Origin of the sequence: Tissierella carlieri, from assembly GCF_018917285.1 — a bacterium.
In the GTDB taxonomy this organism is placed as follows: Bacteria; Bacillota; Clostridia; order Tissierellales; family Tissierellaceae; genus Tissierella; species Tissierella carlieri.
The window spans coordinates 1-22,105 of the sequence record NZ_JAHLOH010000045.1; the positions used below are offsets into that span (position 1 = coordinate 1).

Annotated in this window: 17 protein-coding genes and 1 other annotated feature; of the genes, 1 reads left to right on the forward strand and 16 read right to left on the reverse strand. The window is 29.7% G+C overall.

Annotated features, from left to right (window positions below; genetic code table 11):
• Positions 1-475 precede the first annotated feature (475 nt).
• Genes KQI38_RS15290 through KQI38_RS15305 form a run of 4 tightly spaced genes read right to left on the reverse strand, consistent with a single transcriptional unit; the run spans position 476 to position 5,083 of the window.
• Positions 476-1,387: a bifunctional enoyl-CoA hydratase/phosphate acetyltransferase gene (locus KQI38_RS15290; RefSeq protein WP_094904212.1), complete on the reverse strand. Its 912-nt coding sequence runs from the start codon at positions 1,385-1,387 to the stop codon at positions 476-478.
• A 22-nt stretch (positions 1,388-1,409) separates the two neighbouring features.
• Complete coding sequence (locus KQI38_RS15295; protein WP_216560938.1) at positions 1,410-2,543, reverse strand: tetratricopeptide repeat protein; 1,134 nt, start codon at positions 2,541-2,543, stop codon at positions 1,410-1,412.
• A gap of 16 nt (positions 2,544-2,559) precedes the next feature.
• Positions 2,560-3,312, reverse strand: a complete 753-nt coding sequence (locus KQI38_RS15300) for a hypothetical protein (RefSeq protein ID WP_216560939.1) — start codon at positions 3,310-3,312, stop codon at positions 2,560-2,562.
• A gap of 1 nt (position 3,313) precedes the next feature.
• A complete protein-coding gene (locus tag KQI38_RS15305) occupies positions 3,314-5,083 on the reverse strand; it encodes a B12-binding domain-containing radical SAM protein (protein ID WP_216560941.1) in 1,770 nt (589 codons plus the stop codon).
• Positions 5,084-5,235: 152 nt separating this feature from the next.
• On the opposite strand from KQI38_RS15305, the gene KQI38_RS15310 reads away from it, so the two are divergent.
• Positions 5,236-5,430, forward strand: coding sequence for a hypothetical protein (locus KQI38_RS15310; RefSeq protein ID WP_216560943.1), 195 nt, complete (start codon positions 5,236-5,238; stop codon positions 5,428-5,430).
• 12 nt (positions 5,431-5,442) lie between these two features.
• On the opposite strand, the gene KQI38_RS15315 is transcribed toward KQI38_RS15310, so the two are convergent.
• The 12 genes from KQI38_RS15315 to pheT form a co-directional block, all read right to left on the reverse strand.
• On the reverse strand, positions 5,443-6,402 hold the full coding sequence (locus KQI38_RS15315; protein WP_216560946.1) for a hypothetical protein: 960 nt from the start codon (positions 6,400-6,402) through the stop codon (positions 5,443-5,445).
• 6 nt (positions 6,403-6,408) lie between these two features.
• Positions 6,409-8,109 (reverse strand): arginine--tRNA ligase, encoded by a 1,701-nt coding sequence (gene argS / locus KQI38_RS15320; RefSeq protein WP_216560948.1) that lies wholly within the window; start codon positions 8,107-8,109, stop codon positions 6,409-6,411.
• Between the two features lie 299 nt (positions 8,110-8,408).
• Positions 8,409-8,610: a binding site (T-box leader), on the reverse strand.
• Between the two features lie 81 nt (positions 8,611-8,691).
• Positions 8,692-9,957 carry an MFS transporter gene (locus tag KQI38_RS15325; protein ID WP_216560949.1) on the reverse strand — a complete coding sequence of 422 codons (1,266 nt, stop codon included), beginning with the start codon at positions 9,955-9,957 and terminating at the stop codon, positions 8,692-8,694.
• A gap of 102 nt (positions 9,958-10,059) precedes the next feature.
• Positions 10,060-11,331 carry a MerR family transcriptional regulator gene (locus KQI38_RS15330; protein WP_246565880.1) on the reverse strand — a complete coding sequence of 424 codons (1,272 nt, stop codon included), beginning with the start codon at positions 11,329-11,331 and terminating at the stop codon, positions 10,060-10,062.
• A 20-nt stretch (positions 11,332-11,351) separates the two neighbouring features.
• Positions 11,352-12,080: a hypothetical protein gene (locus KQI38_RS15335; RefSeq protein ID WP_216560951.1), complete on the reverse strand. Its 729-nt coding sequence runs from the start codon at positions 12,078-12,080 to the stop codon at positions 11,352-11,354.
• Entirely contained in the window at positions 12,077-12,412 is a 336-nt protein-coding gene (locus KQI38_RS15340; RefSeq protein WP_216560953.1) for a hypothetical protein, read from the reverse strand. Before KQI38_RS15340 ends, KQI38_RS15335 begins: the two co-directional genes overlap by 4 nt.
• On the reverse strand, positions 12,396-12,929 hold the full coding sequence (locus KQI38_RS15345; protein WP_094904200.1) for an RNA polymerase sigma factor: 534 nt from the start codon (positions 12,927-12,929) through the stop codon (positions 12,396-12,398). The genes KQI38_RS15340 and KQI38_RS15345 overlap by 17 nt, the downstream gene beginning before the upstream one ends.
• Before the next feature lie 127 nt (positions 12,930-13,056).
• Entirely contained in the window at positions 13,057-15,435 is a 2,379-nt protein-coding gene (locus tag KQI38_RS15350) for an endonuclease MutS2 (protein ID WP_216560954.1), read from the reverse strand.
• A gap of 410 nt (positions 15,436-15,845) precedes the next feature.
• Entirely contained in the window at positions 15,846-16,229 is a 384-nt protein-coding gene (locus KQI38_RS15355; RefSeq protein ID WP_216560956.1) for a hypothetical protein, read from the reverse strand.
• 371 nt (positions 16,230-16,600) lie between these two features.
• Positions 16,601-19,015, reverse strand: coding sequence for a U32 family peptidase (locus tag KQI38_RS15360; protein ID WP_216560958.1), 2,415 nt, complete (start codon positions 19,013-19,015; stop codon positions 16,601-16,603).
• Between the two features lie 5 nt (positions 19,016-19,020).
• Positions 19,021-19,593, reverse strand: coding sequence for a cell division protein ZapA (locus KQI38_RS15365; protein WP_216560960.1), 573 nt, complete (start codon positions 19,591-19,593; stop codon positions 19,021-19,023).
• Between the two features lie 98 nt (positions 19,594-19,691).
• Positions 19,692-22,085, reverse strand: coding sequence for a phenylalanine--tRNA ligase subunit beta (pheT, locus tag KQI38_RS15370; protein WP_216560962.1), 2,394 nt, complete (start codon positions 22,083-22,085; stop codon positions 19,692-19,694).
• Positions 22,086-22,105 lie beyond the last annotated feature (20 nt).

The window sequence follows — 22,105 nt, forward strand, 5'->3', positions numbered from 1 at the left end:
GATCAAACTCTCATAAAAAAGTCTGATTAGCTCAAAATTTAGCTAGCTTTAAAAAGCTAATTTGTTACTTGTGTGTTTTATAATTCAAAGTTACTCACACTGTTTAGTTGTCTAGGTTCTTGCACCCCCTTACGAGGTGACTTACTTATTATAGCAAACTTTCCGTTTGCTGTCAACTGTTTTTTAAAACTTTTTTTAAATCATTTTGTTGATTTATAAAGGTTTTTGTCACAGCCGACTTTTACTATCATACTCTCTTTCGAGAGACTTGTCAACTGTTTTTTTGAACTTTTTTCAAACCTTTAATTTGATTTGTTTTGTTCAATGTCGCAGCCGACTTTTATTATAATACACGGTTTTTAATCTAAAGTCAACATCTATTTTGAAATTTCTTCAAGTTTTTAACAAAATCTTTTAATTCAGATGATATATAGGTAATTCCCTACGATTCATCCACTCTTTTATTAGTTATCTACTATCCTTTATATGCTGCTACTAAACTGCCTAATGCAATTGAATACAATTTGGCTTCATGATCATCTGCTCTTGATACTAATACTATAGGAGCTTTTGCACCCATTACTACCCCTGCAGATTTTCCACCAGCAAAATAAGTAATGCTCTTTCCAATTCCATTACCCATTTCAATGTTTGGTACTAATAAAACATCTGCATCACCTGAAACTTTTGATTTATATCCTTTTATCTCAGCTGATGATGAAGATACAGCTAAATCCAATGCCATAGGCCCATCGACAATCGTTCCCTTTGAAAACTTTCCTTCTTCATATCTATACTTTAACTCACTAGCATCCACAGTAGCCACCATTTTAGGATCTAACTTTTCTTTAGCCGCTAAACAAGCAACCTTGACCTCTTCTTTTCCTAGTGCCTTTGCTACTGTTACAGCATTTTCTATGATTTTTACCTTATCCTCTAAGGTAGGCTGTAAATTCATTCCACCATCAGTTAAATATATTAATTTTGAATAATTAGGTATATCATATAGCATTACATGAGATAGTAACGAATCAGTTCTAAGTCCCCATTCTTTATTTAGTACAGCTTTTAATAATATGGAAGTATCAACTAAACCTTTCATTATAAAATTAGCTTTCCCACTTGATACCATTTTAACCCCTATTTCTGCTGCCATATTTAAATCTTTTTCATCTATTATTGTATAAGAACTTATATCTAATCCTTTTTCCTTAGCAATCTCAATTGTTTTTTCCTTATCTCCAATTAATATCGGTTCAGCTATGCCTAGTCTTTTACCTTCAAGAACAGCGGCGAGAACTTCTTCATCATGGCAAGCTACTACTACCAACTTCATAGGTTTTTCGTGCTTCAAATTTAATAATTCATCTAATTTGTTGATTTTCATTGTTACCCCTCCATATTAAATATTATTTATTAATCAGATTGTCTAAAATCTCTTTCTGAGCATTCATATTTTCATCATTAGGATTTAAATCTACTGCATTTTCTATATCTCTATAGGCATCTTCTAGTTGTCCTAACTGCAGATAACATAATCCTCTATTAAATAAAAGTTTATAATCATCTGGTATATTTTCAATTCCTTCTGTATATACATCTATAGCGTCATCCATATCCCCTATAGTAAATAAACATATTCCTAATTCATTATAAACATCAGAATCAACTTTATAAAGCTCTAATGCTCCTTGAAAATAGTCAATTGCCTTTTCATAGTCTGAAAGTCCTTTATAGCATGCACCTATTAGATATTTAAGTTCCCACCACTTTTCAAACTTAGGCATTAATTTTAGAAATATATCTAAGGCTTTATCAAAGTATTCTCGGGATAAGTAAGTTAATCCTGTCTCTAAAGCCGCATCATTTTCAATAAGTTCTATCTCTCCCCTTATCTCTTGTAGCCTTAACTCATCCTTATCTAGAGTTAAATATCTTGTCCAAATAAGCTTTGCTTTTAAATATTGCTCTGAAAATTTATAATGATATCCTAATTTATAGTATGCTAATGGATATTTATCATCTATATCCAATATAGTTTCTAGCTCATTCGTAGATTTTTCTAGAAACTGTATTCCTTTCTCCTCTTGCTCTTTTTCCAGATATCTTTTTGATATTTCTTCTAATGCGAGGGCATAATTAAATATCCCATTAACATTCTCAGGATTAATATATTTTAATGCCCTAAAATAAATGGCTCCTCTATCATAATCATCATCTTCTATACTCTTAATTCCTTGATAAAAAATATAATCTTCTGCTCTTTCATTATAGGACATGAGTATATTCTTATAATCTTCCATATACATAAACAGAGGATCTATTCCCATTAAATAAATAATTCCATCTATTACATGAACTAATTTTATTTCTTCTTCCATATTACCTTCTATAATTTCATTTACTAGAACATCAGTTATTATTGGGAGGGGAATATCTTTATCTATAGGATACCCCTTAATATTTGTTGTTGTATTTTTTTTCAATTCAATAAATGTAATCTTGTCTGTTTTCCTTCTAAAATACTCATTAATAAAATCCATATTTCACCCTCTATTCTTAAAACTTATTCATAAACATTCTTTTTCTTCTAGTACTAGTACTTAATAATTTAAATAAATGTCCTCTATAGATCATCATGAATGAAAACACTCCCTGTCCTAACAGATATTTTATGATACTAGAAGTACCAAAATTGAACCCAAAAGATAGATGAGTTGTAAATAGGTCTGTAACAATATTACCTGTTAGATAATAAAGAGCTACATAAAATATCGCATTTGGCAACAACCAGTTTAGCCAATTTTCTTTCATAAAATCAATAGAATACACAATACTGTCCATAGGGTCTAAAACTTTTAAATATAGAGTTTCAGGCAATGAATTAAGTAGAAACAATATAGATACCATTATTATTATATTTAAAATATAAGCATTAAATCCTAGCATCCCTTGAATAAGGGATAGTAAATAACTTCCTATCCAAGCAAAAAAGAATATAGTATATACCTTTCTAAGAAAATATTTGAATCCATCTTTAAAATCTTGAAATGTCATTCTATTATAATTTATTATGTTATATAGCAAGTACAAGTAGTTTGAAATTAAACCAGCACTAACTATAGCCAAAATAATCCCTGCAAAAATAGATAACACCCCTCTAAAGATACTCAAGACTACAGTAAAAATAGCTGTATTCAAAATTATATATACTATCCCAGTAAATATTATCATCCAATTGCTTTTTAGACTACTTATTGTTTTCTTAAAAGTTTGATTATTAATCATTAGAAAATCCTTTATTATATCCAAATTAAATCATCTCCTTTATTATATTGCTTATATCATATGTTTTACATCTATTTATAACTCCCTTCTGATATACAAACAATATATCAGTTCTAATCTTATAGTCTGTTGAATTATAACCATCTTCTATGATTTTAAAAATATTAACGCTAAAGGCTTCAACTGCAATATCTTGAATTATCTTTTTGGTAGGTAAATCTTTATAATCTTCTAAGTAATCCTCCATTACTTTCTCATTCTTTAGAATTTCATGAATAATACTTTGTTTTATACCCTCTTTAAATCCTAAAATTCCATTTGGAAATCTAGATCCCTTATTATTCTTTATAAAGTCAAATCTTAGAAGTTCATTAAACACTACCATATTATTAAATCCCTTATGTTTATAAAATTCTATTAATATTTCATATAGTCTATTTCTACTATTAGATACTTTATGGTAATTTTTAAATTCCCAGTAATATGAGAAATCTTCATAAAAATCAAATGGGCTAGTATAATGATTGTAAACTATGAATTCCAGCGTATGCTCAAAATATCCTTCGTTATAATACCTCTCTACTAAATCTTCTATTATCTTTAATTTTATTATTTCTTTAAACTTAATAAAATCATTTTCCAATACTTCATAAGGAGGTTCATCCAGATACTTAAATCCATATTTCTCTTGATCCTTTCTTAATCCAGAGCCCTTAAGTAATTTTAAGAAACCTAATTGTATTTTTTGAGGTCTTATTTCATATACATCATTAAAAGATTTCCTAAAAGAATCATACCCCTCATATGGAAGTCCTGCAATTAAATCTAAATGCTGATGAATATTTTTATGTGATTTTATCTCCTTAGTAATATCTCTTAATTTCTCAAAGTCAGTAGTTCTTCCAATAGCATCTATAGTATCTAAATTAGTAGATTGTACACCTACTTCAAATTGAAACAATCCTTCTTTTACGCCAGACAAAAAATCTAGCATTTCTCTATCTAATAGATGAGCTGTGACCTCAAAATGAAAGTTTATATCCTTTGGATTCTTATCTATAATAAAATTCATTATCTCCATTGCATAATTTTTATTAGCATTAAAGGTTCTATCTACAAATTTTACCTGCCTCACTTTGCCTTCAATTAGGTTGTTCAACTCTTCCTTAACCCTATTAATCTCAAAATATCTTACTCCTTTAATAGTTGACGAAAGACAAAACTCACAGTTAAATGGGCATCCCCTTGAAGATTCAAAATATACTATTTTATTTTCAAACTCATCTCCTATATTTTTATACGGAGACGGTATAATGTTTAAATCTTTAATCAAAGTTCTAGGAGGATTTTTAATAATTCTATTTCCTTGAGAATAGATTAATCCCTCTATATCATCATAATCTTCATCGCCGTCAATTAATTTTTTTATAAACTCCCTAAACGTTTCTTCTCCTTCACCATAAATAATAAAATCAATAAACTTATTATCTTCTAAAATCTTTTCTCCATCAAAAGAAACTTCTGGTCCCCCTAAAATTATTTTTATTTTGGGATTTACTATTTTCATAATCTTACATATTTTCAATGTCTCTGTTAAATTCCAAATATAAGTTGAAAATCCAATAATCTCAGGCTCCAATTTATATAAATCTGAAGCTATAAAATCTATATTTTGATTTATTGTATATTCTTTTATATCAATGTGGATTAAATCCTCAACATACCCCTGTAAATACCTAATAGCTAAACAGGAATGAATAAATTTAGAATTTAATGTACTTAATATTACTTTCATCTATTTACCTTCCTTTTATTATATTAAATACATTATATCATTAGTTTTTAGTCTTATACAGAGAATTTACGAAAAGATAAGATTAGTCATTGAATTTTTGACAAAAGTCTTATAGAATATATTGTATAATACGACAAGAAAGGAGATAAATCATGAGAGAATTCGATAAAATTTCTATCCAAGAAATGTCTAAAGATGATATGCTATTAATTATTGAAGCCTTGGAATATACAGGTAGCAATACTAAAATAAATGAATTTTTAAGTTTAAAAGACAGTATTGTGGAGGAATTAAGCTCTTTAGCGGAAATTGACGAAAAAGATTTTTTAGAGTATCTAAGAAAATAGACCCCTAAGGGTCTATCTTTTAAATAAGTACATACCAGTTTTAGTCTGAATTAAAGAAGTTAAGGTGTCATCCTTTACTTCTTTTTTTATTACCTTAGCTTCCTTAAGTAAAGAATGAAAAAAAACATCACCTTCATTAAAATTAAATATATCTGGTAAAATATATTCTTTTATCTTTAGCTTATCAGGGTCTATTCTAGATTTTCTTAAAGATATAATATATTCACCGAGATTAATATAAAATCTAGGAAGATTATATTCCTTATTTGAATCATATAAAAAGTCGTACAATACTTTGCCTATTAATGTCTTTGACTCTTCTTTATCTAAAACCTTAAGAATATCCTCTAGACTCAAATACCTATTATTTATTATACCATTTAAAAAATTCAATAGATGTATTTTTTCTCTTTCAAACTCTACCTTGAAATTGCCTGAATAATTCTCAATTTCTATTCTATAATGCTTTTTATATTTATCCATATAATTAGTTTGAGAAAATCCAATAATATTTTCCTTCAGCTTTTCTATTATATTATCCTCATCTCTAAGAACTAAATACAATAAATGTACAATAGCTATTGTTTCAAATAAAAATTGAAGATTTCCAGATGTAAATAGTATATTTCTTATAGTTTCTTCTTCTATTATTTCATATCTTTGATTTGCAAGAACTAGAGGTATTATTCTACTTATTATAGAATCATCTTTATCATTCCAATATAAACTTGGATTTACTCTTCCTTGTGTATTTAACAAGGAAGAGTTTTCTCCAATTCTATAGTTTAACCATAGTTTAAACTCTTCTAAAAATCTAGTATAGTCAATTCTAACTCCTTCTTCATTCATCATAGGAATTAAAGACTTCGTAGTTATTATAGATAATTGAGATATATAACCATATCTCTTCCCCTCATTATAATCTTCTTGAAATAAGTTTAATAACAATCTTTCAAAGCTCATTTTAGTCATATATATCTACATTCTTTCTGGTGCTTCTATTCCTAATAGATCTAATCCTGTTTTTAATACAGTCTTAGCTGTAAAGGATAACATAAGTCTTGCTTTTTTAAGTTCTATATCATCTGTGATTATAGGGCAAGAATTATAGAACTTATTATAAGCTTTTGCTATTTCGACTATATGTCTTGTAATGAAATAAGGTTCATTTTTCTCCATAGCATCTAGTACTACTTTAGGGAAATCATATAATAGTCTAGTTATATTTATCTCTTCCTCAGTATTAAGAAGGCTATAATTTACATTATTCTCTATATTAAACTTTCCTCTTTCAAGTAAAGAATTTATTCTTGCATGGGTATATTGAACATAAGGACCGGTTTCTCCTTCAAAACTTAATGTTCTATCCCAAGAGAATACATAATCTTTAATTCTTTGATTAAATAATTCTTGAAATATTACGGCGCCTATTCCAACTTGTTTCGCTACTTCTTCTTTATTTTCCAATTTTGGATTTCTTTCATTTATTATATCCAAAGTATTTTTAACTGCAGTATTTAATACATCTTCCAAGAAAACAACTCTACCCTTTCTAGTAGATAAAGTACCATCTTCTAGACTAACCATACCAAATGGTATATGGACACAGTCAATTGCCCACTCATATCCCATAAGCTCTATTACCTTCATCCAAGCTTTAAAATGAAGATTTTGTTGCGAAGCTACTACATATATATTTTTGTAGAAATCATAGGTTTCCTTTCTATAGAAGGCAGCTGCAATATCTCTTGTAGTATATAAAGTTGAGCCATCAGATTTCATAATAAGTGCTGGTGGCATACCATATTCCTCTAAATCCACTAAATAAGCTCCTTGAGATTCCTTCATCAAGTTCTTTTCTCTTAATTCCTCTATTACTGCAGGCATCTTATCGGAATAGAAAGATTCTCCAGCATAGGAGTCAAATTTAATATTTAACATATCATATACCTTATTGAACTCCTTTAAGCTTATTTCCCTAATCCACTCCCATAACCCCAGAGCCTCTTCATTTCCATTTTCTAATTCTTTAAACCAATATCTAGCTTCATCTCTTAATTCTTCATGTTCTTCTGCTTCTGCGTTAAATCTAACATATAATTTTAATAATTCATTTATAGGATCAGCCTCTATTACTTCTTTATCTCCCCATTTCTTATATGCAGAAATAAGCATACCAAATTGAGTACCATAGTCACCTAAATGATTGATAGCAACTGTATCAAATCCTAAGAAAGTATATATTTTATATAAAGCATTTCCTATAACTGTTGTTCTAATATGGCCAATATGGAAAGGCTTTGCAATATTTGGTGATGAATACTCTACTATAACCGTCTTACCATTACCCATATCTGAAGAACCGTATTTAGTCCCTTTTTCTCTCACTTCATTTAAAGTAACTTCTGTAAGTTTACCTTTATTTATAAAGAAATTTAGATATGGACCTTTATTTTCTATTTTTTCAAAGTACTCATTTTCTCCAAATTTACTTGCTAATTCCTCAGCTATAGCAGGTGGTGCTTTTCTAAAAGCCTTAGCTAATCTAAACACTGGGAAAGCATAATCACCCATATCATATGATGGTGGCACTTCTACTAAAGAAGATATTTCTTCTTCTGTAAGCGAATCCACTTCTGATTTAATTAATTTAACAACTTCTTCTCTAAAGTTTAACATATTTTCAACCTCCTATTATTCAATTCACAATTGTTTCTTTTTTATTTGATTGTATGTCGCTGTGTTAGGTCATATCACGCAGTCTCATTGCACAAATTCATTTGCTACCTTAATTTGCCCCGCAGGGTATAATTCGGTAGTCCTTTAGGGCTCGCTTCGCTCACATGAATTTGGCGTTCGTTGCATTTGACCTACTAAAGCTCACAACCTCTATTTACCCCGTAGGGTATCATTCAGTGGTGTCCCTTAGGACCTATCGTTCGCTGTGTTAGGTCATAAAAAAGGCTCTCGTCTCTATTATAAGAGACGAGAGCTACCCCGTGATACCACTCTTGTTGGCAAATGCCCACTCGAAATTTTAACGCTACTAGCGTAATATCCTACTCTTTTCAGATATATTCTCCTGAGTTCTCTTCAAATATTTCCTATTGTACTGGCTCCCACCAACCCAGCTCGCTTTAACACGGTTAAATATTCTACTCTCTCAATCGACGAATTATATATAATTATTACTATATAATATACAATATTATCTGTATAAATACAAGTAATATTTAAAACTACTCTATTAGTGTATGAACTTTAATATTGTTCCTGTTCACTTATATTACAGAATAATGATTTTTTCTTATTTAAAACTAATACATTAGTGGTGAACAACATTATTCCCCCCACAGTGGTTATAAAATAAGCTGGTATTATATTCAGTAAGAATCCAGACAGTATCAATCCTAATGGCAGTATAATTTTAACCATGCTCATAGCTATACTTAAAACTCGTCCTCTATATTCATCTGGTATCAATTTTTGTAGCATATACATAATCGGTATATCTATAAAAGAAATTGCGACTCCGAAAACAATCATTATTCCACAATAATAGAAAGTATATATAGTATTAGTAAATAATAAGTTTTTAAACACTATTGGAACTCCCAATAAATTTGTACATATACCTAATGCTAAACTAGCAAATATTAAAATCTTTTTATAGGAAGCTCTTTGCATGATCTTTTTGATTATCAATGCACCAATTATCATTCCTATTGGAAATGCACTCTGAATTATTCCCAAACTCCTAGAGTCTAATGTCAATACATTATTAATTATATAAGGCAAAGGTATTGTGATTGATAAACCCATAAAAAAATTCAAGCTAATAAACACACTAAAAATTCCTATTATATCTTTTCTTTCTATAATATATTCTAATCCATTTTTCATATCTTCTACAAAACTAATGTTGTTTTCTCTTTTATTACTCCCATTATAATTATGTTTAAAATCTATAAACATTTCAGACACTCCCGAAAATATATAGCATATTCCGCTAAATAGAATAAAATATCTGATATCTATTAGGGCAAATACTACTCCTCCAATCATTGGTCCTAATATGGAAGATGTAGAGTCTATGATCTTGCTAATTGAATTAATATTCATCAGCATATTTTCTGATACAATATTAGGAATTGCTGATTCCATAGATATGCCAAATATAGTAGTAAAAATTGTAGTAATAAATGTACTTATATATATAATTAATAAATTTAGACCATATATACTACTAACCATATATAACAGTATAAGAAATATTCCATTTAATATATCCATGGAAACTACTATCTTTTTTTTATCAAATTTATCAGCTACAACTCCAGCAAACGGATTGATAATTAGCATGGGTATTATACTAACTATTAGAGTCATAGCAAAACTAAGACCTGAACCTGTAATTTCTAATACATGAAGCCCCATGGCAAAAGAATAAATGGATGCACCAAAAATAGATACAAATTTACCTAATGAAAATAATATGAAATTTAATCTCTCCTTTTTGTTTTTCATATTGATCCCTCCTGACCACATCTTAAATAGTACCCCTTAGACAATGTCAATATATTTTCCAAGTCTTTTTGTTTGCACAAATAATTAAAGATAGGGTTAACCCTATCTTTTTCCATAATATAAATAAGAATATACTTCTTCTCCTTTTACAAAATAGTTTTCGTATTTTCCACCTTTCCCTAAAGGTTCTGAAACTTTTTCATAAATAAGTTCATAGTTTAGATTCTTTATTTTTTCTTTTACATTTTTTAAAATAAAACTTTTTCTATATTTATCATCTATTTTACTATTCACACCAAAGTTTTTAAATATTATATATGAACCTATCAACCAAGCAGATTCTTTAATATAGTTATCTATTTCATTCAACAAAAATTGCTCCTTTGAAAATCCATAATTACTACTTCCTGAAAAATCCACAATAATATCGATAGATTTATTTCCTATAGGAATCTTAGTAAAATCAGAACATATAAATATTATGTTTTTATTGGAATCTATAAGTTCTAGCATACTTTTCAAAAATTTATGTCTCCCAATATCATTATCAACAGCTATATAAATGGAGTCATCAGGTAATTCATTATATATATGCCTTAAGAAAAAACCATTACCAGATCCTAACTCTAATATTGTTTTGTTCTTAAAATTATCAAACTCTATTTTCTTATGCATCAGTTCTAAATTTTTATATACATTATCTAAATACTCTATATCAGTTAAGCTTATATATTCCTCTATATATTTATAATCAAATTTCAATCCATGATCTATAGGTTCATGATTAATTATTAATATTCCATCATCAATATCGTATTCTAAACCACAATTACATATTAACTTTCCATCAATTACTTGATTGCTATCTACACTTCCTTTAGAGAGTATTAAATCACCATTACATTTTAAACATTTAAACATGTTTAGATTTCTAAAATCAATACCTATTTTGTTCTTTCGTTCTATGCTAATATTGTGTAGTTCTTGTATTTTAATTTTAAGATTATTTCTAATCTCTTTGAGATTATCTATCTCCTCTCCTATACTCTTATATTTGCTTTCAAAAAATGTTTTATAATATTGATTTTGTTCATATGGAGTAAGATTTCCTAGTCTCCTAAATATAAATATAGATTTAATTTCATTTAATGTAAATCCCATACCCTTTAAATTTAGAATATCTTCTAAGTCCGACTTACATCTATCATCAAAATAATATTGGCCTCCCTGCATTTCAGGTATAATTAATCCCAAATCCATATAATGTCTAACAGTATCAATAGTAAGATTATTACTTTCAGCAAATTTTCCTATTCTCACTAACTCACCACCTGTAATTTCTTTATTGCTTTTCCTATATGAATATTTTATCAAAGCTAAATTAAATAATTATGTTATTCCCAGTATGATTTGAACTTTACATTCTTAGCATTATTCCCAATTAGATATAACTTAACTTCTCCATCTTTAAATATTGATAAATCAAATTCATAGCTATCATTTTTAGGTGATAAATCTATAGTTCTTTCTATATCTCCTTGTACTAAACGTAATGAAAGCTTACCCTTACCACACTCTGATTCAATATAGAGTCTACTCGGATTATTATCTTCTATTTTTATTTTACGGGTAAATTCTTTAGTAGAACTAATATATGATACATTCCATTTATCCCCTATATTATTTTCTATTGACCCTATTGATATTCCACTATGTGCTTTCAAGTCACCATCTCTAAATACTATCAGAACAAAACCCATAAAGATTATAATAATAACTATGAAATAAATAATAAACCCTATCATAAGTCCCTTCGAATTACTTTCTCTATTTTCCCTGTAATATCTAATATCTTCTTTGAACTCATTTCCACAAGTCATACAATAATTGGATGATCCCGGCACCATACTACCGCATTTATTACATGTGATCATCTCATCCTTACGAGCTACTAGGAAGTAAATTATTAACCCCATTAAGTTGGGAACCAATAATACTATAGCAGTCCATAAGCCTGCATTTAAATTCCTTTTTTTTGCATCTCTATATGTCCATGTACCTAAAAAAGCAAATGTCACAACAATAAATGATATTAATATTCCAAACAGTATAAACATATTCATAGACAAATCACAGCTCCTTTCTTAAGTTCAAAGTATTTAACTCCAATAGCTGTCAATACTATGCTAAATATCATAGTCAATAATCCAAATACCATAATCATTACCTGTAAAGTTCCATATGGAATATAAATGAAAGCTATTGTTGATACTGCTATGGTTATAAAGATAGAAATAACCATTGGAAGCCACCATATGGATATAGTCTTCTCTTTAGAGTTTCCATATCTTAATTTTTTCTTTAATTCTTGATTTAACTTTTCATCAACTTTATCATATGATGCAAGGGATTTTTCTAGTAGAAAGTCAATACTTCCCTTATCTATATCCTTCATAGCCTTTCCCCTCCAATTCCTTTTTTATAATTAATCTAGCTTTATGTAAACGACTTTTAATTGTTCCCTGTGGTAACTTTAAAGTTGTTGCAATTTCTGATATAGACATATCTCCATTATAATACATAATAATCGGTATCCTAAATTTATCACTTAGGTTAGAAACTATAATATTTACTTGACCTATTAACTCATTTGAAATAGCTATATCTTCTGTACTAATGCTATTGATTGATATATCCCATAAATCATTTCCCTCTATACTAACTGTTGGTGCAATCCTATGACGCCGAGCATTTTTACGAATAGTATTTTTCCATATACTTACTGCAAGAGAAATTAAAAATCCTTTTGGATTATTGTCTATATCTATATTTTCTTGAATTTCTACAGCTCTTAGAAAAGTTTGTTGATATAAATCATCTGTATCGGACTTATTTACTGCAAGTCTCCTACAAAATCCATAAATAATATCTCCATATAGATCAATTAGTTCTTCTACATCCGATACATTCATCACCACCGCCTCCTCATACTGTTATCGTCACCATATTATATATGGTTCATTTTTTCTTAAGTTTTCTTATAATAAAAAAGATATTTGTTTTTGACACAAATATCTTTTCCAAATATTAAAAACTATTTTACTTAATCTCTACTACTGTAACGCCATCTCCGCCTTCTCCAAAGGTACCAAATCTAGAAGCTTTGACATGTCTATGACTTCTTAAATATCCTTTTATCCCATCTCGAAGCACTCCAGTACCTTTACCATGTATTATATTAATTTGCTTTAAGCCTGCAATATATGCATCATCTAAATATTTATCTAACTCTAAAAATGCTTCATCTAGATTTTTTCCTCTTAAGTCAATTTCTGTCCTAATATCTTTAGACTTAGACCCCATTATTTTTTTCGTACTACCATGGACTTTTTCTTCTTCATCTGAAGTTGTTCTCTTTAACGTAGATATATGAGCAGTTATTTTCATTATACCCACCTGAATCCTTACATTTCCATTATCATCTGGTTCATCAAGGACTGTGCCCTTTTGATTGAAGGTAAGAACCTCTACAGTTTCTCCAACCTTCAAGTTCTTTGGCGGCTTATTGGATTTTACATTTAGTACATTACGAGACACTTCTCCCTCAGCCTTATTTAATTTGGCTTTTAATTTTTCCTGTGCTTCTTGAAGTTTTCTATTCCTATCCTTCTCTATTTCACTAGATATATCTCTTAATTCTCCTACTATAGAATCAGCATCCTCTTTAGCTAATCTTAATATATTTCTAGCATCTTCCTTAGCCTTAACTAAAATCTTATCTCTCATTTCCTTTGTTCTGTCTTTTTCTATTTCTAAATCTGCCTTCAATTTTTCTACTTCTAATCTATATCTTTCTGCTTCAGCCCTATTAGCCTCTGTAGCTAACCTATCTTTTTCCATAGCCTGTAGCACATCTTCAAATTCTACATTTTCCTTAGAAATAAGGTCTTTTGCATAATCTATGATATATTCTTGTAATCCAAGTCTTTTAGATATTTCGAAGGCATTAGATTTACCTGGTACTCCAATAAGCAATCTATATGTGGGGCTTAAAGTTTCCACATCAAATTCTACAGATGCATTTTTCACACCTTCTGTAGTTAATGCATATAGTTTTAATTGACTATAATGGGTTGTAGCAATGGTTCTAACATTTAATTTAAGTAAATGATCAAGTATTGACATGGCAAGAGCTGCACCTTCTGTAGGATCTGTTCCTGCTCCAAGTTCATCAAATAAAATTAAACTATTATATTCTACTTTAGATAATATATCTACTATATTAACCATATGAGATGAGAAGGTAGAGAGAGATTGCTCTATACTTTGCTCATCTCCAATATCTGCAAATATCTGAGTAAATATTGCTATCTCTGAATTGAAATCGGCAGGAATATGAAGTCCTGACTGAGCCATCAAAGTAAGTAACCCCACAGTCTTTAATGTAACAGTTTTACCACCAGTATTCGGACCTGTTATTATCAAGGAATTGAAATCTCTTCCTAGGTATACGTCTATTGGTACTATTTTAGCTACATTAAGCAGTGGATGACGACCTTTTTTAATATTTATATATCCTTTTTCATTTAGTATTGGCTTAGTCGCCTTCATATCAAGGGCAAGTTTCCCTTTAGCAAAAATAAAGTCCAATTCTTGAAGAATCTTTTGATTATTTCCAATCCCTTCGGATTCTTCTGCAACTAAGTTTGAAAGCTCCCTTAAAATTCTTTCTATCTCTTCTCTTTCTTTTAGCTCTAACTCTCTAAGCTCGTTATTTAACTGAACTACTGCCATAGGTTCTATAAATAACGTTGCCCCACTCCCACTCATGTCATGGACTAATCCTGGTACATTTCCTTTATTCTCTGATTTAACTGGTATTACATATCTTCCTTCTCTAATAGTTACAATACTATCTTGAAGATACTTTTTATTGGCTTGGGAATTTATTATTGAGTTTAACTTATCCTTTACTGCCTCATTCTTACTAATTATTTGTCTTCTAATACTTCTAAGAGTTGAGCTAGCATTATCTGAAATTTCATTTTCTGATATTATAGCATTATTTATTTCATCTTCAATATGTTTAAAAACCCTGAGCCCCTCAACTAATTCTTCTATTATAGGATAATCGGATACTTTATCTTCTTTCGTCTCTTTTATATAATTTTTTAATCCCCTAGATACTCTTAGAGAATCAGATACCTTTAGTAGTCCCCCAGGACTAAGAGCTCCGCCTATTTCGGCCCTTTTAACTTCAGGTGCTATACTGTGTATTCCATACAGCGGTGGTGTTCCTCTCTTTATTAAAAGTGTATAGGCTTCCTCTGTTTCTCTTTGAAGATACTCTATATCCTCCATATTTGTTAAAGGTTTTATCTCTTTTACCTTATCCTTACCTAAGCTAGATTCAGCTTTTTCTAGAAGTAAGTCCACAATTTTATTATATTCTAATGTTTTTAAGGTCTTTACATTCATTTTATAATCATTCCTTCTCGTAAATTACCCTGCAATAATGTAATTATAACACATTTGTAGGCAATAAAAAAGGTTCTGAAAAGAAAAGGGAGTTATTAGATAAATAACATATTTTCAGATACTTCAAAGAAAAAATCATAAAAAATGAGAATCTCAAAGTGACGTCAAATCACAAAGAAGAGATTCCCATGAAGATACCTTCATCAGCTATTATACGAACTTATTAAGTTGTTTAACAACCAGAAAATTATGAAAATTGTTACAAAAGTTAGGATTTTGCAAGCGACACAAAGGTATGCTACCTGATACAATTCTAGTTCTCGATAGTTCAATTATACCAATAATAAAATGTCCATGCTATTTTATTATCAAAACTGTTGAATCTTTTAAGTTCCTTTCTTTTTTGGTATTTATTTTTCTTCACAATCCACAAATATTGCTTCGAAGACATCTGAAGATCTATTTATTCTATATGCATATCGAAAGCTTATTTTTTTATCAATTATTTCCGGATCGTAAAACGTATTATCGGTGCTGTCACCAACAAAATATTCCTTCAACTCATCAAAGCTTGAATACTGTTTTACATAAACTTTATCATCATATCTTTCCAACAATTTTGAAACACTCTTTTCCACACCTTCAATCCAACTCTCTCTATAATCACTCCTATCTGAATAATAGAAACATGTTATGTCTTCAGGGTTATACATATCCTTGGCGAAAGACATATTAATGCTTAAAACTGTGATAAGCAGGAAGCAAACTGTTAATACAAGCAATGGTTTTTTCACTCTACTCACCTCCTTACAAGTTTTTACCTATTATATTGTGTGAATGTAAGACTCTTGCTAGTTACTCACCTTATCTAATTTAATATAACCACCCCCATATCATTCATAAATACTTTTGAATTGTTATTAAAATTAGAATATATCAAATATTCTTATTTGTTAAAACACTATCACCATGTATGTTTTTTGTCAACTCATTGAGCCTATTTATTTTCAGGCATTTTTCGACATTATCGGAGTCGTAGAATCGCAAGGGAACATAGATTGATTATAGTATTGATAAGGATAATGTTTATATAGCCAGTTGCAATGGCATTTTAAAATCCCAGAGAATGTTTTCTCTGGGATTTTAATGTCTATCAAAGTTTTTACTATATTATACCTCTAAAATAGTGGCCATTTGTTATACTTGTATCTTCTCTAAAGCTTTCTATAAATTCTCTTGCAGAATTATCATCTATTATACCCTTACTATAATCATAGAAAGCTCTCTGTATATTTCTAATATTCTTTGTCTCCATTGTAAAATCCAATCTTGCCATAGATACTCCACTATTGTAAATCTGCTTTAAGGTATCCAATACCATTAATGGAACAGAATTATAGATATTAGTAAATCCATCTCTTCTATCCATCTTAAATGTAATATTCATTCTATCTTTTAACCCATATCCCTTCGCATACTGGCAACTTCCACAGGCCTTATCATTTTTACATCCTTTAACTAAGGACATAGGACAATGCTTTGTAACCATAACTGGCAGGTAGCCATAGACAATAGTCTCTGTAAAGGCATCTGAATGTTCGTTAATCTTCTTAATTTGATTTAGATTTAGTTCAGGTGACAGTGTTACACTTCCCAGTCCAATATTTTTAAGATATTCTAAGGAATAGCTATTAAATATATTTAACCCAATATCTCCATGAATATTTAAATCAAATCTATCCTGCATATATTTTAGACTTCCAAGATTTGATACAGAAATGCCATTGATATTTTTCTTTATAGGACTAATTAATTCTCCTAATTTATCTAAGTCCTTCTGATATAATATCTTATCTGTCCAGATATATACTTCTTTACCTTGATTTAGTACTTTATTAGCTGCTTTTTCCAAACCATCATAAAATCCTAAATACACTCTATCTAATTTTTCTAAATCTAAATCATTAAATTGTTCAATGTCATTAACTCTTACGCTGATTTTATTATCAGGCTTCATATTCTTTCCTTGATACTTAAAATAGCTTTTCTTTTTAATATTATATTCCTTTTCGTCTATAGGCTTTCTATGATTTATATTTTCTACTATCCTATCTAGTTTTTCGATTGTTTCTCTCCTTAGGAGATTTAAGATAGATACTGGTAGATATGCTCCTTCATCAAGATTAATATTTATATTGTTTAGAATATAAGTGGTATCCCCTAATTTCGATAATTGTTCTATTACCTTTTCCTTCGTAAGAGATATCCTTTCAGACTTTTCTACTTTCCCTTCCCCAAGTGCAGTAACCATATTGCCCCTATACATAATCATTAGCTTAGGATTATCACCGATATTTATATTTATCTCCATATCTATAGGCCTTTTTATTTTTTCCTGTTGGTAACTTGCCTTAGCACTATTTAATAAATTGATGCTAGAAGTTTTATATACTAAAGAGTCATTTAATATATAACCAGGCTTTTCTAATTTCATTGTTGTTCCCTTTTTACCATAAAATGGAGCCTTTATGCCTTTATATTCACCATTTCCAGTTACAAACTCTAAGCCATCGCCTTCATTTACATCCTCTTCAAGCAATATAAATACATTATATTTATCTGCTCTTGTAACCTTCCCTAATAAAATTCCTCTATTATCAGGCCTTTCTATGGTGATGAAGTCTCTGCCAAAATCTCCAAAGGTCAAGCCTTTAGTAAATCCTCTATTAAATATTTGTTCTACATCTTTTTTATCTTCTGGTTTTAAGTTTTTAGTGCCTTCATCTAAAGCCTTTCTATAGTTTTTCACTACAGTAGCTACATACTCAGGTCTCTTCATTCTTCCTTCTATCTTTAATGATATAATTCCACTTTCTATTATTTCTTCAAGATTTTCTAATGTATTTAAATCTCTAGGACTAAGTATATGTTTCTTATCCCAATCTCTAATAGTATCTCCATTTTTATCAATTAATGAAGATGGCATTCTACAAGGCTGTGCACATTTACCCCTATTTCCGCTTCTTCCTCCAATTAAGCTGCTCATTAGACATTGCCCAGAATAACAAACACAAAGAGCCCCATGAATAAATGCCTCTAACTCAATGGGGGTATTGTTATGAATATATTTTATTTCATCTATAGGGGTTTCGCGAGCTAGTACAACTCTAGTAAATCCCATGTCATAAACAAACTCTGCTCCAGGCAAATTATTTATTGTCATTTGTGTGCTTCCGTGGACATCTAAGCTAGGAAAAAATTCTCTTATAAGATTGGCTAAGCCTAAATCTTGTACAATTATACCATCTACGTCTATTTCATAGAGAAATTTAATATAGTCTATTACATTTTCCATCTCAGAATTATCAACTAAAATGTTGGCAGTTATATATACCTTAACATCTCTTAAATGAGCATAATCAACAGCCTCTTTTAGCTCATCAAAATCAAAGTTAGAAGCATATTGCCTAGCATTAAAGAGCTTTCCTCCTAAATAAACTGCATTGGCCCCATTTTGTATAGCAGCATAAAGGGATTCCATACTGCCTACTGGAGCGAGTAATTCAATATTATTATTCACAGATTCTAAACTTCCTCCTTGACAAATATATTTTTCTTATCATCTAATAACTTTAGAACTTCTACTAATTCTTTCTTAGTTTCAATTAATTCAATTTGGTTATCAAATACTTTATCCTGTAAAGATCTTATCATTTTCTGACTTTCCACTAATTCTTTTTCTTTTATCTCTAGAGCTTGCTCATATTTCTTTATTTCCTTAGTTGCATTTTCAGTTTCAATTTTAGCATGCAAAAGCTCATCCTTATACTGGAAATATTGTGCTTCCAAGCTCTGAATAGTAGATTTTGCCTTTTCTAATTCGGAGATTACATTTCCATATTTCTCCATTGGGTCTTTAGATTGATTCTCCAGTTGTTCTAATCTTGCTTTAGTTTTAAAGAATTCATCTGCAATATTTAAGGCTGCCAATGTAGCCGAACTAGTCTGACAAAGTCTATCATTTTTACTTGCTAATTCTCTTATCCTCTTATCAACATAGCGGGCTAGAGATCTAACGTAGTCTTCATTATCAGTTGTTCCCACTACTGTAAAGTTACGACCATCTATTAATATATTTATTTTTCTTTTTTCCGTCATAACTATACCACTCCTTTATAGTTTATAATTAATATATTCGACACTCTTATTGATTCTCCTTCTTTTTTGGGAAAAAAGAGTAGAAATTTCTACTCTTTTTATGATCTAAGCTTAGCATCAAAGGATTTTTCTAAGTCTTCTATGATAGCTTGTTGAATACTATTTACTTCATCATCTCTAAGTGTTCTATCGTAAGATCTATAGGTAATAGAATATGCCACACTTTTCATCCCCTCTGGAATTTGATTTCCAGTATATATATCAAATAGTTCAATTTTTTCTATTAATCCCTCTCCATGTCTAGAGATTATCTTTTGAATATCTCCAACCAATATATCTTCTTTAACCACTAATGCTAAATCTCTAAGCATTGAAGGATATTTTGGCAATGGTTTATATTTAACCTCTAAATTTGTTAGTTCAACTATTTTATTAAAATCCAATTGTCCAACATATATTCTATCTTTTATATCATAGTTTTCAGCAACATCTACATGTATCTCTCCTAAGATACCAATTTCTTCGCCATTTAACATAAGTTTCGCTGTTCTACCTGGATGGAATGTAGGATCATTTTCTTCTCTAATATATTCTATATCTCTTATACCAAGTCTGCCTAAAGTCTTATCTATAACTTCTTTTAGATAGTAAAAATCCTTATTTCCATAGACACCTAGACATAAAATCTTCTTTTCCTCTGGTAATTCTACTATAGGAAATTCTTTTGCAATAAATGTATTTCCTATTTCATATACGGAACACTCTTCAACACCACGATTATAGTTTCTACTAAGTAATTCTAGCATATTGGGTATAAGAGTAGTTCTCATTATACTATAATCTTCTCCTAAAGGGTTGATAAGTCTTATATAATCTCTCAAATAATTATTTTGTGAAACATTTATCTTATCATAAGCTTTAGGGCTAATGAATGAATAAGTCATTACTTCGTTTAATCCAAGTCCCTGCAATATAGCCTTAGTTCTATCCTCAATCCTTCTAGCTCTTGGTTTTTCGCCTCTAGTTAATACACCTACTAAAGGCCTACTCTCTATATTATGAAATCCATAAATCCTACCAATCTCTTCAATTAGATCTACTTCTCTTTCAAGGTCTAGTCTAAAAGTTGGTATCCTTACAGAAATTAATTCTCCTTCAAGTTTAGATTCAAGTCCTAACCCATTTAAGTAAGAAATCATGGTTTCTACAGGAATATCTATTCCTAAAAGTTTTTTTACTCTAGCTGGTCTTAAAGCTATTGTACTTTCCTCTTTCACCTTTTTATATACATCTATATTTCCTTTAACAACTGTACCTGCTCCTATTTCTTCTATTAATTGACATACTCTTTCTACAGCAGTTTGACTTAGGTTTGAATCTATTCCTTTTTCAAATCTTGTTGATGCTTCTGTTCTTAATCCGAATTTCTTTGATGTAAGCCTTACACTCTTACCATTAAAGTTTGCACCCTCTAGAAGAACATATTTAGTACTGCTTGTAATCTCAGTATCAAAACCTCCCATAACTCCAGCTATACCGATAGGTTTTATAGCATCTGCAATAACTAAATCAGATGAACTCAGATTTCTCTCTACTTCATCTAAGGTAAGTATCTTTTCTCCTTCCAGAGCTTCCCTTACAATAATTTTTCTGCCTTCAACTTTCTCTAAATCAAATGCATGTAATGGCTCACCATATTCTAACATTACAAAATTTGTTATATCTACTATATTATTTATAGGTCTTACTCCTGCTTCCATAAGCCTAGTTTGCATCCAAAGTGGTGATACTCCTATCTTTACATCCTTTATTACTCGAGCATAGTATCTATTACAATTATCAGACGGTACATCAATAGAATCTAAATAATTCTTTATATCTTCAACTTCATTTTTTATACTGATTTGAGGTTCTTTAAGATTTATATTAAAAGTAGCTGCTGTCTCCCTGGCCATACCAATAATACTTAAACAATCTGGTCTGTTTGGAGTAATTTCAAACTCTATAACTTCACTATCTAGTCCCATTATATCAACTATAGGTATTCCCAATGGATATTCCTTATCTAATATAAATATACCATCTTTCATTTCCTTTGGTATAACATTATCACTATACCCTAACTCCTTTAATGAGCATAACATTCCATAGGAGTCTATTCCTCTAAAGTTAGTTTTTTCTATTATAATATCTCCTGGTAACTTAGAGCCTAATACTGCTACAGGGATATAATCCCCTACACTTAGATTCGTAGCTCCTGTTACAATCTGCAAGGTCTCACTACCTATGTCTACTTTGCAGATTGAAAGTTTATCTGCATCTGGATGTTTCTCTATATCAATAATCTTTCCTACAACAACATTATCCACACCTTTATTCAATGCTATGATTGACTCTACATGTGATCCAGACAGAGTAAGTCCATCTGCTAAAATCCTAGCATCTTTTTCCGTTTCAATATAATCCTTTAACCATTTTACAGGTAATAGCATCTTTCCACTCCCTTTTCTAT

Coding starts and splice junctions, on each gene's coding strand:
- KQI38_RS15290 (WP_094904212.1), bottom strand. CDS start 1,387: ATGAAAATCAACAAATTAGATGAATTATTAAATTTGAAGCACGAAAAA.
- KQI38_RS15295 (WP_216560938.1), bottom strand. CDS start 2,543: ATGGATTTTATTAATGAGTATTTTAGAAGGAAAACAGACAAGATTACA.
- KQI38_RS15305 (WP_216560941.1), bottom strand. CDS start 5,083: ATGAAAGTAATATTAAGTACATTAAATTCTAAATTTATTCATTCCTGT.
- KQI38_RS15310 (WP_216560943.1), top strand. CDS start 5,236: ATGAGAGAATTCGATAAAATTTCTATCCAAGAAATGTCTAAAGATGAT.
- KQI38_RS15315 (WP_216560946.1), bottom strand. CDS start 6,402: ATGACTAAAATGAGCTTTGAAAGATTGTTATTAAACTTATTTCAAGAA.
- argS (WP_216560948.1), bottom strand. CDS start 8,109: ATGTTAAACTTTAGAGAAGAAGTTGTTAAATTAATTAAATCAGAAGTG.
- KQI38_RS15325 (WP_216560949.1), bottom strand. CDS start 9,957: ATGAAAAACAAAAAGGAGAGATTAAATTTCATATTATTTTCATTAGGT.
- KQI38_RS15335 (WP_216560951.1), bottom strand. CDS start 12,080: ATGAATATGTTTATACTGTTTGGAATATTAATATCATTTATTGTTGTG.
- KQI38_RS15340 (WP_216560953.1), bottom strand. CDS start 12,412: ATGAAGGATATAGATAAGGGAAGTATTGACTTTCTACTAGAAAAATCC.
- KQI38_RS15345 (WP_094904200.1), bottom strand. CDS start 12,929: ATGAATGTATCGGATGTAGAAGAACTAATTGATCTATATGGAGATATT.
- KQI38_RS15350 (WP_216560954.1), bottom strand. CDS start 15,435: ATGAATGTAAAGACCTTAAAAACATTAGAATATAATAAAATTGTGGAC.
- KQI38_RS15365 (WP_216560960.1), bottom strand. CDS start 19,593: ATGACGGAAAAAAGAAAAATAAATATATTAATAGATGGTCGTAACTTT.
- pheT (WP_216560962.1), bottom strand. CDS start 22,085: ATGCTATTACCTGTAAAATGGTTAAAGGATTATATTGAAACGGAAAAA.